The sequence below is a fragment of the Pseudomonas endophytica genome (assembly GCF_001411475.1).
Taxonomy (GTDB): Bacteria; Pseudomonadota; Gammaproteobacteria; order Pseudomonadales; family Pseudomonadaceae; genus Aquipseudomonas; species Aquipseudomonas endophytica.
Map to the genome: position 1 here is coordinate 1 of NZ_LLWH01000003.1, position 15,176 is coordinate 15,176.

Sequence of the window (15,176 nt, forward strand, 5' to 3'; positions counted from 1 at the left end):
GATGTTGCTTCTCGTATCACCAGCCAACACCTCACCGCCGCAGGCGGTTTTGTCACCCAAGCCAATGAAATAACCAACACTCATTGATTTTCCTCCCTGTCGGCCTGGTCGAAACCAAGCTGTTTGCGACCGTAAATTGACTGTCAGCTACGACATCATTCGCACAGCGTGACACTGGACAACCATTCGGCCGTTCAACGACTCATGGCTCACCCGACAGGGGGCAGGAAGTCTTCTGGCCGCTGCACGCCTTTACGGTCGATGAACAAGATGCCGGCTAGGAAGGTATTAATAATCTCATCGCCATTGCTCAGAACGCTGCCGACCAGCGCAAGATGACTATTGCCTTCCCCCGAGGCCGTTACGATGTGTGCCTTACTGCCATCGGCATACACAACGTAATCGCCTTTTTGCGCTGCGCGTACCTGCTGGCCGTTATCCAGTGTGAACTCTACCGGTGCTGTCCCGTGTTGAATCACCCCGCCGTTACGGGTTTGGCTGCCTTGGGCGGCTACTCGGTAAATAGCGATCGGGGGATGAGCTTTAGCGTAGGCCTGACTGTCATTAACAATCGCTATGGTTTGTTCGTTGAAACCGGCCAGTTGCTGCTCTGTGAAGGGCGATTTGTCTAGATTAAAGAGAAACTCAGGGGAGACTTCGTTGGTATACAAAAGGGGAAGTTCAGCATTCATTTGTATGATCCTGATCCGTGAGAGGGTGGGCTACTGCCCTCTTGTTACCTCAGCGATAGTGATAAGTCTGGTGTGTCTCTGCCGATGGTCATAAGTGAAAAACTGTAATCCGCAGGCACTACCTTGGAGCGTTGAGCACCCCCAACAAGTAGGAATTTTCCCAAATAATTTTATTAATCAGCTGGGGGGCTCAATGTGAGATTGGATCGCAGCCCGCAAAATGCACTTGCTGCGCAGCGGGCCGGTGTTTAAAAGCGAAACCCCTTCGGGCTATCTCAGACTGTATGCAAGGGCTCACTCGCCCCCAACACCAACTGCTCCAACTTCAACAAATCCGGGATCTTCGCCACACTTTCACCTACTTGCACCGCCGCACGCTCATAGGGGCTCAGCGGGACGTCAACGAAGCTCAGTTGGCTGTCGAGCCGGTAGGAGCGCGGAATGCCTTGTACCACTAAGCCAATGAATTTAAGCCGTGGATCGCCACTTAGGGTGTTAAGGATGACGATTCGTGCTCGCTCGCCGATGACCAGTGGGCCGCCGCAGGCCGCTTCGAAACTGATTAATGGCAGTTCGCGGTCACGCCAGTTGATTTTTCGCACGTACCAGGAAGGTGAATCGCTGCTGGGTTCGCCGCGCTGCCAGTCAATGAGTTCGGCAATCGCCACGTTGGGCAAGAGCAGGTAGCGGTCGACCAATGGCAACAGTAAGCAGGTCAGGCTTCCTACACGATGATCAAGCATGGACGTTGCTCCAGTAAGCAATACGCTCCAGCAGCACCGACTCTTGATACGGCTTGCCCAGGTAGTCGTTGACGCCAATGGCCATCGCACGATTTTGATGCTTTTGCCCCGTACGCGAGGTGATCATGATGATCGGCAGGTCTTTAAGCCGCGGATTGTTGCGCACGTGGGTAGCGACCTCAAAGCCGTCCATACGCGGCATTTCGATATCGAGCAGCATCAGGTCCGGGGTGTGATCTTCGAGCACACTCATGGCATCGACCCCATCTTTGGCAGTGATCACGTTCATGCCGTTGCGCTCCAGCAAACGGCTGGTGACTTTACGCACGGTCACCGAGTCGTCGACCACCAATACCAAAGGTGGCCGCACGGCCTGAGTGAAGTCCGCCAGGCCGTGGGTTTCGTTGATCGCCCGCTGCAACGGCTGACGCGCCTGATGTGCGCGAAGATAAGCCAACAAGTCCAAAATCAGCACCACCCGACCATCGCCCAGAATGGTTGCACCTGACACGCCTTGCACCCCGGTGAATTGTGGGCCAAGGCTTTTGACTACGATTTCTCGTGAGCCGGCCAGCGCATCGACGTGCAGTGCCACACGCTGATCTTGGCAGTGAACCAGCAACACTGGCAGCGAATGGCTTTGCCCGACCAACTGCGGTTTGCCCACGGTTTGCAGCAGTTCACCCAAGTAACGCAACTCGTACTGCAAGCCTGCGTAGTGATACAGGGGCGGGTTGAGTTGGTAATACCCCTCAAGCTCAGTGGGCATGACCCGCACGATACCTTCGATGGTGTTAAGCGCAATGGCATATTGCTCGTCCCCGCACTGCACCATCAAAGCACGGTTAAGGGACACGCTAAACGGCAGGCGGATTTGAAAATGCACCCCTTGACCCGGCACCGAGTCGATGCTCATGTTGCCGCCCAATTGGCGCACCTCTTCATGCACCACGTCCATGCCGACACCACGACCGGAAATCTGAGTGATCTTTTCCGCCGTGGAGAAACCCGGCTGCAAGATAAACTGCAACACGTCGCGGTCGCTGACTTTGGCCTGTGGGTCTAATAAGCCGCGAAGCAGGGCTTTACGCCGCACCGCCTCCAGCGGGACTCCCGCGCCATCATCGCGAATATCGAATACCACGTCGCCGCCCTCATTGGACAGCTCCAGGGTAATCATCCCCTGCTCGGGTTTACCACTCGCCTGACGGATATCAGAGGGCTCAAGCCCGTGGTCGACGGCGTTGCGCAGCATGTGTTCGAGCGGCGCAACCATGCGTTCCAAGACATTGCGGTCGATTTCGGCTTCGGCATTGATCACGCTGAACTCGACCTGCTTACCCAACTCGGAAGCCACTTGGCGCACCACGCGCTTTAGACGGGGTAGCACCCGCTCGAACGGCACCATGCGGGTACCCATCAAACCTTCCTGTAACTGAGTGTTCACTCGCCCCTGTTTCTGCAACAGGCTGTAAGCGTCCCGATTGCGGGCCGCCAGTGTGGCTTTGAGGTCGAGTAAATCGGAAGCTGACTCAAACAATGCGCGCGACAGTTGTTGCAGTTGAGAATGGCGATCCATTTCCAACGGATCAAACTCATCGTAAGCCACACCCTCCACTTCGGCGTGCTGACGACTGTCGACGCGACTCTGGGTTTCCGTATCAAGGCGCCGCAACTGATCCTGCATCCGCTCCAACGTGGTCTGCATTTCGTTCAGGGCGATTTTGCCGTCGTTGACTTGCTGCTCCAGGCGCCCGCGAAGCATTGAGTTTTCGCCCGCCAGATTGACCCAGTCTTCCAGCAACTCGGCGGGCACCTTAAGCGTGTCCAGCCCCGTGCGCTCTGCCTCGGGCAGCAACCCCGCGACAGGTTCAGGCTTGCTCGCTGCCGGGCTTTGGATGGCTTGCTGGACACTGCGTTCAACCTGCTGGATATGCTCGATCAGTACCTGCGGCGAAGGCACCGGTTGACCGCTGCGCAGGGCGTCGAGCATTTGTGCCAACTGATCATGGCTGCGCTGCAACAAGGTAAACAACTCGGCGCTCGCAGACAAAAACCCTAGCGAAATGTCTTCAACAAGGGTTTCCAGCTCGTGGGCAAAATCACCAATGGCGCTGATTTCGACCATGCGCGCCCCCCCTTTGAGGGTGTGCAGATCGCGTAGCAGGTTTTCGTCTTCAATCTTACTGTGCGGATCGGCCTGCCAACGCACCAACGCCGCACCAGAGCTTTCGAGAAGGTCGAATGCTTCTTCCAGAAAAATATCCAACAGCTCCGGGTCTATGCCGTTGTGTGCCGCAGCTTCTGGGGTCTGCGGTTGAGCAGTGTTCGACTGCACCGACGATGAGGTGCTGAGCCTGATCTCATGCACAGCCTCAATCAGCTCAAGCGGCTCGTCTAATTGTTTTTGATGCCGCAGTTGTTCAAGCATCACCCCCAACTGCGCATGACAGAGCTCCAGCAGACGAGCCAATGTCGGGCTCTCGCTGACGCGGCGGTCCAGCAGACCTTCGTAAAGGTGCTCCAACTCATGGGCAAGGTCGCCAATCGGCGCAATGCCCGCCATACGCGCGCCCCCTTTGAGGGTGTGCAGATCGCGCTGCAACGAGGACAACAGCGTCAGGTTGTCGGGCTCATTAACCCAGCGCCGCAACGCCTGGCTGGTACTCTCAAGGATATCCACGGCTTCTTCGGTAAAGATGGCGACGATTTCATCGTCCACCGTGTCGGCCTTATCGACATTCAACAGCGCAGTGGCGGCGCCCAATTCTGTGATGTCCAGCGTCTGGTTACCCTCACGGCGAATCAAGCCCGTAGCGTCAGGCGCCAGCCCTTCATGCAAAAGCGCGAGGAGTGCTTCTATGCACTGCGGTTGCGGGGTGATCTCTTGCCCAGCGGCCAATTGGTCGAGCATGTTGATTAACGCTTCTTGGGCCTGCTCGGCCTCGTGAAAGAAGCGCTCGCTGACCACCAGACTGCTTTCTTCTACAGCGCCATACAGGTCGAGCAAGGCTTCGCACAGCGCATCGAACGGCTGTAGGTCTAACAAGAATGCCGATTCGCCCAAGCGGGTCAGTTGCGCTAACAGGGTGTCGAGCCCGTCGCGTTCCTGCGGGTGCTGGTGCCAATGTTGTAACAGCGTTTCAGCCTCGAGCAGAATGTCCATGCTCTGGGTCAGAAACTCGGTAATGCGCTGCGGGTCACGTGGCGTTATCCACGCGTGCGCAGGCACATTCAGGGCCATGTCCAAACGTTTACTGACGCATTGCTCAATACGCTCGATCAATTCCTGAGCGCCAGCGATCTGCGCCAATGGGTCAATATCCAGCTGTTTGAGGCCGCGATACAGCAAGCTGTCAGCCTCAAGCAATAAGCCGACTTCATGCTCATCCAGAGCAAGCTGGTGGGCCTTGTACTCGCGCACCAGATAATCCAGCGGCGCTGCCAACTCAGCCATTCTGAGCACGCCCGCCATATGCGCACTGCCTTTGAGGGTATGCATCGCCAACTGCAAATCGTCAGTGGCGTACAGCGGCAACTGCTCGCTGGCTTGATCAAGAAAATGGTTCAGGCTATTGAGGTGGGTTTGCGCCTCCTGCCGAAAAATATCCAGCAGTTGCTGATCAAAACTGACACTGCGCTGCTCAATCTGCAACGCCGGCGGTTGCCCTTTGGACAAGCTGTGGGCGAGTGCTGCGAGCTGGTCGACATCTTCGTGTTGACGCTGGCAACGCTCAGCAAACTCATCAATCAGTCGCGGGAGGGTCACCAGTACCGCTTCGAGCAGTTGATCAATCGCGGGGGTCGGTGCGACTTTGCGTTCGATCACACGGTTAAGCAGATTCTCAACGGCCCACGCCAGCTCGGCCAGCACCAACGCGCGGACCATGCGCCCACTGCCCTTGAGGGTGTGAAACGCACGCCGCAATTGCGCCAATGCGGCGCTGTCCGCCGGGTTGGCGATCCACTGCGGCAAGGCGTCATGCAAGGCGACCAACACTTCGTCGGTCTCTTCGAGAAAGACCTCCAACAACTCCTCATCGACCGGTTCTTCATCCACCGGCGGCGGCAACAGACTCTGTGGAACATGCTGTGCCGGAGGGTTCAGCGACAGCGGGCCGGTCAGCACTTCGGCCAAGCTTTGCAGCACCAGCGGATCATCCGCGGCCTGCACCTCATGCATCACGTGGGTTGGTTTAGGGCTGAGCGGGCCATCAAGCATTAGCACAGTGCGTTTGGCGGGCGCATAACCCAGCGCTGCCAAGCTTTTTTCAGCACGCTCCAAGACCCTCTCGCTCGCGGCACCGGGGTCTAGCGCTAATCGCTCCAAATAGTATTCGATGCTGATCAACGCTTCCGCCAAGTGGTCCAGTTGCGCGCTGAGCGGCAACGGGCCGACTAACAGATGCTCAGCAACATAATCGTGGCAACTGTTCAGTAAGCTGGCGACACGATTCAGCGGGATCATCGCCAGCGCGCCGCGGATTTGCGTCAGCAAGGCCAGTAGCGGTTGAAGATGCTGACGATCATGGCCATCGGCCAGATAATCGCCGATTAAGTCTTTGATTTCTTCAAAGCCAATGCGTGCTTCTTTGATCACCAATTGATGGATTTGAATCAGATCTGTGGTCGGCAGGCGGCTCTCTTCTCGTGATGACGGCTCGACACTGCCAACCATCCCAGCCAAGGTCGCCTCGACGTACAACAAGGCGGCCGCCACATCCATTAACACGGCGTCGGTCGGCTCTCGCTGCCCTTGGGCAATGCCTTGCACAACCGCCAGTTGGTCGATGATGACTTTGCGCGGCTGCCCAAAACCAAGCACCGCCAGCGTGTCTGCGATCTGGCGCAAAGGAGCCATCAGGCTGCTCAACTCTGAGACGTGCAACCGGTCGCTGCGCACAAACAGGTCGAGGCGCTCTTTGACCCGCACCAGTTCTTCGCACACCGCCGACACCACTGAGCGCATGGCGTCGCGGTCAGGGCCGGCCATACGCGCCCGTTCCTCGTCGACCATGGCCGCGTCTGGCATGGCATCGTCCAGCTCATAACGGTTTTTAAGCGCGAGCATTTTGGTGGTCGGCTGTTCGGCTTTAGCGATGTAAAACAACAAACTGGTGAGCAGTTCATCAGGCGCAGGCTGGTTGACGCCATCAATGCCTTGCGCAAGCAGGCGAGCGAGTTCTTTGTCTGACTCACTCAGCAGGCTGCGCAGCGCCGGGCTATTGGCCACACGACCCCGCAACATGCCGTCCACCAACGCCGCGGCCACTTTCCAGAGGGCATTGATCGGCGCGCCTTGGCACAGGCTTTCAAGTTGGCTAAAGACATTCGCCAAGCGCTCCAGATTGGCACGCCCCTCTTCATCACCCTGCAATCCTTGTAACGCGGCCTGCAAAGCGTGGCGCAGAGTGAGGATCTGGCGCGGCCATTCGGCCGGGTTCAAATGCGCCAGTGCGGCCTGATCCAGCGTCGGCAATGTATGCAAATCTGGGCTGAACAGACTGGTTTCCGAAAGCAGGCTGACGCCACGGGCGGTACGTAAATCGTTGATGAGCGGCAACACCACCAACGGCCAATCGCGCCGGGCGCTGTGAACGCGGTCTAGATACAGCGGCATTTGGCTGAACGCTTGCATCAGCAGCCGCAGCGCTTCCTCGGTTTGGCTGACACGACCTTGTTGCAGGGCGACGATTAACTTCTCGGTTTCTTCCGCCAACAAGGCCGCGCCGTAAAACTCCACCATCAGCAAGCTGCCGTGCACTTGATGAATACACGTCAGACACTGCTCCAACGCTTCGGCGCCGGGTTGCAGCACATAATCTTCCAGCGCCGTACGCGCCTGTTTCAAGGTGTCGGCAATCTCGTCTTTAACCCATTCGAGGGCTACGTAGTCGCGCCGGTCAACCATAAAAACTCCAGTCTGAATGTCGCACTACTGCGGCTCACGGGGCGTTGGCGAAGCGGGCAAGGTAAAACCGGACACCGAGCGGCGCAGTTGGCTGGCCATTTTGGCCAAGTTGCCAATGCTGTCAGCGGTGGCCGTCGAGCCGGACGAGGTTTGGTTGGTGATTTGCTGAATCACGTTCATGGTCAGGGAAATTTGCGACGCCGAACTGGTTTGCTCTTGCGCGGCATTAGAAATGCGTTGAATCAGATCGGCGAGGTTTTGCGACACGCCTTCGATCTCTTCGAGCGCCACCCCGGCGTCGTGCGCTAAGCGCGCTCCGCGCACCACTTCGGTGGTGGTTTGCTCCATAGAAATCACCGCTTCGTGGGTATCGGCCTGAATCGCTCGCACCAGCGTCTCGATTTGTCGCGTCGCCGCCGACGAACGTTCGGCCAGACGCTGAACCTCATCGGCAACCACCGCAAATCCGCGACCGGCATCACCCGCCATCGACGCTTGAATCGCCGCGTTCAAGGCCAGAATGTTGGTTTGATCCGCAATGTCGTCAATCAGGCTGACAATATCGCCAATTTCCTGAGAAGACTCGCCAAGCCGTTTAATCCGCTTGGCCGTGTCTTGAATCTGCTCGCGGATGTTGTCCATACCGCGGATGGTGTTGTGCACCACTTCGTTGCCTTTATTGGCAATCGCCACCGAGCGCTCGGCCACCGCCGATGATTCCGAAGCGTTGGCCGACACCTGGTCAATCGACTCAGCCATTTGCCGCACTGACCCGGACGCCTCGGCGATCTGCTGAGCCTGATGCTCCGAAGACTCGGCCAGTTGCATGGCCGACGCTTGGGTTTCCTGCACGGCAGCAGCCACTTGGCCCGCCGTCAGGTTAATAGTGGCCACCAGCTCGCGCAGTTGGTCGATGGAGTAGTTAATGGAGTCAGCAATGGCCCCGGTAAAGTCTTCAGTCACCGACGCGGTCACGGTCAAATCGCCGTCGGCTAAGTCTTCAATTTCGTCGAGCAAACGCATAATTGCGTTTTGATTGCGCTCGTTCTTTTCAGCGGTTTCGCGCAGCTGACGGTTGGTTTCACGCACCATCACCAGCCCGATGAGGATGATCGACATCAACGCCAACAGGCCCAAAACGTAGCCACCGATAATGTCTAACGAGCGACCACTGGCCAGGTTTTCAAAACCATTGGCCAAGGTTGAGGCTTCATCGAGCAAGGTTTGCGACAGATTGAAAATGGTATTGGCAGCCTCACGTACGCGAAACAGTTGAGGCGAGGTTTCGAGGATTTCATCCACCGAACCCGATACAAACTGGAACAGCTCTGAGATCTCCAACAGGCGAGCGCGCGCGTCTTTGTCTTTAACTTTAGGAATTTGCAGCGCTTCATTGCCTTCGAGCATCCCATTGAGGACTTGCCCAAAGCGGTTGGCATCACGGCCAAACGTATCAGCGGCCTGAGCCGCAGTGTCGTCGCCCGCTAACACCGTGTTGACCGCGCCTAAAATGCGCTCGGCCAGCAAGGACTGGCGCTGGGCCAATGCCACCTGACTGGCGGGCGCACCACCCTGCAATAGAATTTCGACGACTTTTTCGTACTCGACCTGTAACTGCGGCACAGTCTCGGCCAATGTAGCGGCCACCTGATGCAGCGAGAGCACCGTTTGTTCACTGGCCAGAATGGCGTTGGTGCTGCCCAACAACTGCTCCCAATCGCGCTGAACAGACTGCATTTCTTTGCGCACCGTCATCGGCGCAGGCGGTAGGCCAGTGCTCGGATCGCCCTTTTGCAAGTAACCCCAACGCTGGCTGAAATCGTTACGTGCATCCACCAATAGCTTGAATGCGGGGGCCTTGCCAGCGGCGGCTTCAGTGGCATTTTTAGCGATTCGCTGCGACAGCACACGTAACTCGCCCGCATGGCTGATGTATTGCTTGTCGTAGTTGGACTGGGTGTTGAGGTAAGCAAAGTTGGCGAACAACAGCATGATGAACACGATCAAGGCGATAAAAAGCACGATGATCTGTGAACGACTGCGCGACCCTTCCAGTGGTTTAGCGGTATTGGCTGTGGTCATCAATCAGGCCCTGGCATCCCGTATTAAAGCTAAAGGTAAAACGCGCACCCTATTCACCCGGCAACCGCCCAAAACTGAGGAGCCTGAGCCAGCGCAAACGGGCTAAAGACCCAACATTCAGGCTGGCCGGCAAAGCGCCCTTGAATAAAGGGCGTCAGTAAAACGTTGGATAACGCCTGCACATGGGTATCCAGCTCAGCTTGGTCGAAGTGCTGCATGCCCAGCACTTCATCCACCTGCAAGCCAACAAAAACGTCCTTGTACTCCAGTACCAAGACCCGCCGCTGCTTGCGCAGAGGTGAAATCTCAATGCCAAAGAAGCTGCACAGATCAATGATCGGCAACAATTGCCCGCGCAGATTGGCCACCCCTTTGACCCAAGGCTTGACCCCCGGCAGCAAGGTGAAACGCGGCTCGTGGAGGATTTCGGCGATTTCGCCCATCGGCGCTACAAAGCGATGCTCGCCCATGCGAAAGCCAATCCCGCTCCAGCTCCCGACCTGTGCTTGTACCGGCGCCAGCGCTGCCGCCAAGGCGCGGCAGCGTTGGTCAATCTCCAGCAACAGCTCAAAAGCGGTCAGTGAGTCAGGCATTAGAAGGCCGTCATTGTGGAGTGCTTTGAGCCAATACTTTTTTCAGCGTCAGGATCAGCTCTTCTTCGTCCACCGGCTTAGTGATGTAATCCTTGGCCCCCTGACGCGTTGCCCAGACCTTGTCGGTTTCTTGGTCTTTGGTGGTCACCACGATGACCGGGATATGCCCGGTGTCTTTGTCTTTAGTCAATTGACGTGTGGCCTGAAAACCATTTAACCCAGGCATCACAATGTCCATCAGCACGGCATCCGGTTTTTCTTGACGCGCCAAGGCGACGCCATCTGCGCCGTTTTCAGCCTTTAGCACTTCATGACCGTGCTTTTCGAGCATGCTGGTCAGTTTGAACATTTCGGTCGGCGAGTCATCGACGATCAGAATGCGAGCCATGGTGTTCCCCATCTAAAAGGTAATCGGCCCTAAAGGCCGGGCGTCAATGAACGTTTGGAGCGATGTTAAAACCCGGTACATGCGCTTTGATGGCACTGAGCAATTCATCTCTGCTGAAGGGCTTGGTCAAAAATTGATCAGAGCCAACAATTCGCCCTTTGGCCTTATCAAACAGGCCGTCCTTGGAGGACAGCATAATCACCGGCGTCATCTTGAACGCTCGATTGTTCTTGATCAGCGCACAGGTTTGATAACCATCCAAGCGGGGCATCATGATGTCGACAAAAATAATATGTGGATGATGATCAACAATTTTGGCCAGCGCATCAAAACCGTCGATGGCCGTAATGACCTCGCAGCCCACGTTTTTCAGCAAGGTTTCAGCGGTCCGGCGAATGGTTTTCGAATCGTCGATCACCATCACCTTCAAGGCGCTGGAATGCTTATCCATATGTGCTCTACCATCGCCACGGCGACCCGTTTTGTTACAACTGTGTCGCCTATAACCGTAAATCCTTGATGGACAAGGGCTGTAAGCGCTATGCGAGTCTTTTTAGCACAGTCCCACCGGCAATACACACCTCTCAATGATCGCCGCAATACAACGTAGGCACTGCCGCAGGCTGCGGTCTTTTGACGTTGGCAGCTTAAAAGATCGCAGCCTGCGGCAGCTGCTACGGGCTTATTGGCGTTATGTGGCTTGACCCAGCTCCCACTCAGCGCCACTCTGGCGCCACTTTAAGCCCCCTTTTGCCCACACTTTAATCGAGGAATTTGCCATGAGCGTTCGAGTCGGGATTGTCATGGACCCCATTGCGGACATCTCCTATAAAAAGGACAGCTCGCTGGCCATGTTGTTGGCCGCACAGGCACGCGGCTGGACTCTGTTTTATATGGAGCAACAAGACCTATACCTGACTGAAGGCAAGGCACGTGCCCGGATGAAACCGCTCAGCGTATTCGCCAACCCTGAAAAATGGTTTGAGCTGGGCACCGAAGCCGACACTGCCCTGAGCGATCTGGACGTGATCCTGATGCGCAAGGACCCGCCCTTCGACATGGAGTTTGTGTACTCCACCTATTTGCTGGAGCAAGCTGAGCGTGACGGCGTACTGATCGTCAACAAGCCGCAGAGCCTGCGTGACTGCAACGAAAAGCTGTTCGCCACCCAATTCACCCAGTGCACACCACCGACCGTGGTCAGCCGCCGCGCCGATGTATTGCGTGAATTCGCCGCCCAGTACGGCGACGTGATCCTCAAGCCGCTGGACGGCATGGGCGGCACGTCGATCTTCCGTCATCGGGTCGGAGACCCTAACCTGTCGGTGATCCTAGAAACCCTGACCGCCAACGGCACCCAGCAAATCATGGCGCAGGGCTACTTGCCGGGCATCAAGGACGGCGACAAACGCATTCTGATGATCGACGGCGAGCCGGTGCCGTACTGCTTGGCGCGCATCCCGGCGCAAGGCGAAACCCGTGGCAACCTAGCCGCCGGTGGCCGTGGCGAAGCACGTCCTTTGAGCGAAAAAGACCGTTGGATTGCAGCCCAAGTAGGCCCAACACTACGCGAAAAAGGTCTGCTGTTTGTAGGCTTAGACGTTATTGGTGAGCACCTGACCGAAATCAACGTCACCAGCCCGACCTGCATCCGTGAAATCGACAACGCCTTTGGCACCGACATTGGCGCGCTGTTGATGGATGCGATTGAGCGCAAGCTCGCCGCTCGCTGATCTGCCACCTCCAGAAAACGACCAACATTGCGCTATCATGCGCAGCCTGTGAAACCCGCGATGTTGGTCTTTTTGCCATGACACTCCCCAACAACCTGCCCCCAGAACTCAGCCACCAAGGCGTGCGCGCAGCTGATCGTCTGGGTTTCGCCCTGTTTATCGCGGCGTTGCTGCATATAGCGGTGATTTTGGGCATCACCTTCAGCCCCGAAATCCATCCGCCAGGGCGCTCGTTGGATTTCACATTGACTACATTCAAGAGCAAAACGCCCCCAAAAGAAGCGGACTTCACAGCCCCTAATGACAATCAGGGCAGCGGCACGCTGGATGAGAAAGTTGTCCCCAAGACGACTCAAGTTGCACCCTTCAACGACACCGACATCAAAAAAGTGACACCGCCACCCGCTGCAAGGCCACAAGAAAAACCCGTGGTCAACAAAGCGGCGGTTGTAACCACTGCACCCAAGCCAAAAAAGGCGCCCGTCGAAAAACAAAAGATTCAAAGCGAAGTCCAGGCCAAGAATGCCGTACCTTCCTTTGACAGCTCGCAGCTGAGCAGCGAGATCTCCAGCCTCGAAGCCGAGTTAGCTAACGAGCAGCAGTTGTACGCCAAGCGCCCGAAGATCTACCGCATGAGTTCAGCGTCGACAGCGCGCGACAAGGGCGTTTGGTACAAAAATGCTTGGACAAAAAAAGTCGAAACGATCGGTAACCTCAACTATCCCGAGGAAGCACGGCGCAAAAAAATCTACGGCAAGTTGCGACTGCTGGTGTCGATTAACCGCGACGGCTCTTTGCACGAAGTGCTGGTCCTTGAATCATCCGGGCAACCGTTGCTGGATCAGGCCGCGCAGCGCATCGTGCGGCTGACAGCCCCGTTCTCACCGCTGACCGGCGATCTGGGAGAGTTTGATCGGTTTGAGATCATCCGCACTTGGCGCTTCGGCCCGGGCGACCAGTTGTCGAGCAATTAACCCCAACCCCGCCGGCTTTTATCATCCGCCAACTTGTCAGTTGCCCTTGTCAGCGCCACACTTAGGCCCATGAAAAAACACACGCCAACGTACCTCAAGCACCAATTGCTGATGGCCATGCCGCACATGGCTGACCCTAACTTTGCTCATACGTTGACTTACATTGTCGAGCACACGGCCAATGGGGCCATGGGACTGGTGATTAACCGTCCGATGGATTTAAACCTGGCAGATATTCTTGAGCAGTTGCGCCCCGACACGCTTTCATCGCCATTGTGTGAGCACATCCCGGTGTATGGCGGCGGCCCGGTGATGGTAGACCGCGGTTTTGTCTTGCACCCCGCCACGATGAATTTTGACGCCACCGTCGAGTTACCCGACGGGCTGGCCCTGACGACTTCAGCCGATATCCTGTTCAGCATTGCTGACGGACGCGGCCCACAGCGCAGTCTCGTTTGCTTGGGCTATGCCGGATGGGACGCGGGCCAACTGGAAGCCGAGCTGGCGGATAACGCTTGGTTGACCTGCCCTTATTCGAGCGACATCCTCTTTGCAACCTCCAGCGAGCTGCGCCTCGACGCGGCCGCCAAGCACCTCGGAGTGAACCTCAATTTGTTAACCAGTCAAGCAGGCCACTCCTGATGGCCAGCCTTCGTTTACTGCTGGGCTTTGATTACGGCACCCGCTCCATTGGTGTCGCCGTGGGCCAGATGATCACCGGTCAAGCCCGTGAGCTGTGCAATCTGAAAGCCGAAAATGGCATTCCCAAATGGGAAGAAATCGAAAAGCTGATCAAAGAATGGCAGCCAGACGCCATGGTGGTCGGCATGCCGCTGAATATGGACGGCACACCCAGTGAGTTCTGCGCCCGTGCGCAAAAATTTGCCAACCGTCTGAATGGCCGCTTCAACTTGCCCGTTTATACCCATGACGAACGCCTGACGACCTTCGAGGCCAAGGGCGAACGCCGCTCCCAAGGTGGTCAGCGTGGCAGTTACCGCGATAACCCCGTTGATGCCATCGCCGCCAAATTGGTGTTGCAAGGCTGGCTCGACGAACACCCAGCACCCCCTCTAGCCTGACGCTGCGTTTGCACCACTGACGCGCCCATTGTTTGCGCCCGCCGCCGCACGCTTTGCCACGCGGGCCTGTTAAGGAGCCACCATGATCTTGCCTGTTCCCGCTGAATTGATCTCCCAGATGGCCATTGATCTAAAGGCTCATCTGGAACGTCGCGGCATCACCGAGCCGCGCTTCATCGGCATTCGCACGGGCGGCATCTGGGTTGCTCAGGCGCTGCTGCGCGCGTTGCACAGCGATTCGCCGCTGGGCACGTTAGACGTGTCGTTCTACCGCGACGACTTCAGCCAAAACGGTCTGCACCCGCAAGTGCGGCCTTCGGATCTGCCGTTTGAGATTGAAGGCCAGCATCTGGTGCTGATTGATGACGTGCTGATGAGCGGTCGTACCATCCGCGCCGCGCTGAACGAGTTGTTCGACTATGGTCGTCCTGCCAGCGTGACGCTGGTCAGCCTGCTAGACCTGGACGCCGCTGAGCTGCCAATTCGCCCGAATGTGGTCGGCGCGACCCTGTCACTTAAGCCCACCGAGCGAGTGAAGCTTTCTGGCCCCGAGCCGCTAACCCTCGAACTTCAAGATTCATCTCTAGACCCAGCCCTTTAAGAGACCATTGCGATGACGCCTCCAGACGCCAAGCGCCCGCTCCAGCTCAATGATCAGGGCCAGCTGCGCCACTTCCTGTCGCTCGACGGGTTAAGCCGCGAGCTGCTAACTGAAATCCTCGATACCGCGGACTCGTTCCTAGAAGTCGGTGCCCGAGCGGTAAAAAAAGTCCCGTTGCTGCGCGGTAAGACCGTGTGCAACGTGTTCTTTGAAAACTCGACCCGCACCCGCACTACCTTTGAAATGGCTGCACAACGGCTGTCTGCAGACGTGATCACACTGAACGTGTCGACCTCGTCCGCGAGCAAGGGCGAAACCCTGCTCGACACCCTGCGTAACCTTGAAGCCATGGCCGCCGACATGTTCGTGGTGCGCCA

The 15,176-nt window shown here is 57.0% G+C and carries 13 protein-coding genes; 6 read left to right on the top strand and 7 right to left on the bottom strand.

From position 1 onward, the window contains the following. Positions 1-209: 209 nt before the first annotated feature. From AQS70_RS01340 to pilG, 7 genes are all read right to left on the bottom strand, one after another. Positions 210-692, bottom strand: coding sequence for a hypothetical protein (locus tag AQS70_RS01340; RefSeq protein WP_055101148.1), 483 nt, complete (start codon positions 690-692; stop codon positions 210-212). Positions 693-967: 275 nt separating this feature from the next. Further along, positions 968-1,435 carry a chemotaxis protein CheW gene (locus AQS70_RS01345; protein WP_055101149.1) on the bottom strand — a complete coding sequence of 156 codons (468 nt, stop codon included), beginning with the start codon at positions 1,433-1,435 and terminating at the stop codon, positions 968-970. Beyond that, positions 1,428-7,346: an Hpt domain-containing protein gene (locus AQS70_RS01350; protein WP_055101150.1), complete on the bottom strand. Its 5,919-nt coding sequence runs from the start codon at positions 7,344-7,346 to the stop codon at positions 1,428-1,430. The genes AQS70_RS01345 and AQS70_RS01350 overlap by 8 nt, the downstream gene beginning before the upstream one ends. A 24-nt stretch (positions 7,347-7,370) precedes the next feature. Beyond that, complete coding sequence (locus tag AQS70_RS01355; protein ID WP_055101151.1) at positions 7,371-9,428, bottom strand: methyl-accepting chemotaxis protein; 2,058 nt, start codon at positions 9,426-9,428, stop codon at positions 7,371-7,373. Between the two features lie 53 nt (positions 9,429-9,481). Continuing rightward, positions 9,482-10,021, bottom strand: coding sequence for a chemotaxis protein CheW (locus tag AQS70_RS01360; RefSeq protein ID WP_055101152.1), 540 nt, complete (start codon positions 10,019-10,021; stop codon positions 9,482-9,484). A gap of 10 nt (positions 10,022-10,031) precedes the next feature. Further along, complete coding sequence (gene pilH / locus AQS70_RS01365; protein WP_055101153.1) at positions 10,032-10,409, bottom strand: twitching motility response regulator PilH; 378 nt, start codon at positions 10,407-10,409, stop codon at positions 10,032-10,034. 43 nt (positions 10,410-10,452) lie between these two features. Continuing rightward, positions 10,453-10,860, bottom strand: a complete 408-nt coding sequence (gene pilG / locus AQS70_RS01370; protein ID WP_055101154.1) for a twitching motility response regulator PilG — start codon at positions 10,858-10,860, stop codon at positions 10,453-10,455. A 328-nt stretch (positions 10,861-11,188) separates the two neighbouring features. On the opposite strand from pilG, the gene gshB reads away from it, so the two are divergent. From gshB to AQS70_RS01400, 6 genes are all read left to right on the top strand, one after another. Next, entirely contained in the window at positions 11,189-12,142 is a 954-nt protein-coding gene (gene gshB, locus AQS70_RS01375) for a glutathione synthase (protein ID WP_055101155.1), read from the top strand. A gap of 77 nt (positions 12,143-12,219) precedes the next feature. Beyond that, positions 12,220-13,116, top strand: coding sequence for an energy transducer TonB (locus AQS70_RS01380; protein ID WP_055101156.1), 897 nt, complete (start codon positions 12,220-12,222; stop codon positions 13,114-13,116). 69 nt (positions 13,117-13,185) lie between these two features. Beyond that, on the top strand, positions 13,186-13,758 hold the full coding sequence (locus tag AQS70_RS01385; RefSeq protein WP_055101157.1) for a YqgE/AlgH family protein: 573 nt from the start codon (positions 13,186-13,188) through the stop codon (positions 13,756-13,758). Then, on the top strand, positions 13,758-14,198 hold the full coding sequence (gene ruvX, locus AQS70_RS01390; protein WP_055101158.1) for a Holliday junction resolvase RuvX: 441 nt from the start codon (positions 13,758-13,760) through the stop codon (positions 14,196-14,198). Before AQS70_RS01385 ends, ruvX begins: the two co-directional genes overlap by 1 nt. Before the next feature lie 82 nt (positions 14,199-14,280). Continuing rightward, the gene (gene pyrR, locus AQS70_RS01395) at positions 14,281-14,799 is read left to right on the top strand and encodes a bifunctional pyr operon transcriptional regulator/uracil phosphoribosyltransferase PyrR (RefSeq protein ID WP_055101159.1); all 519 of its coding nucleotides are present in this window, start codon (positions 14,281-14,283) and stop codon (positions 14,797-14,799) included. A gap of 12 nt (positions 14,800-14,811) precedes the next feature. Next, the coding region (locus AQS70_RS01400) for an aspartate carbamoyltransferase (RefSeq protein ID WP_479551599.1) at positions 14,812-15,176 on the top strand (365 nt) is incomplete at its 3' end.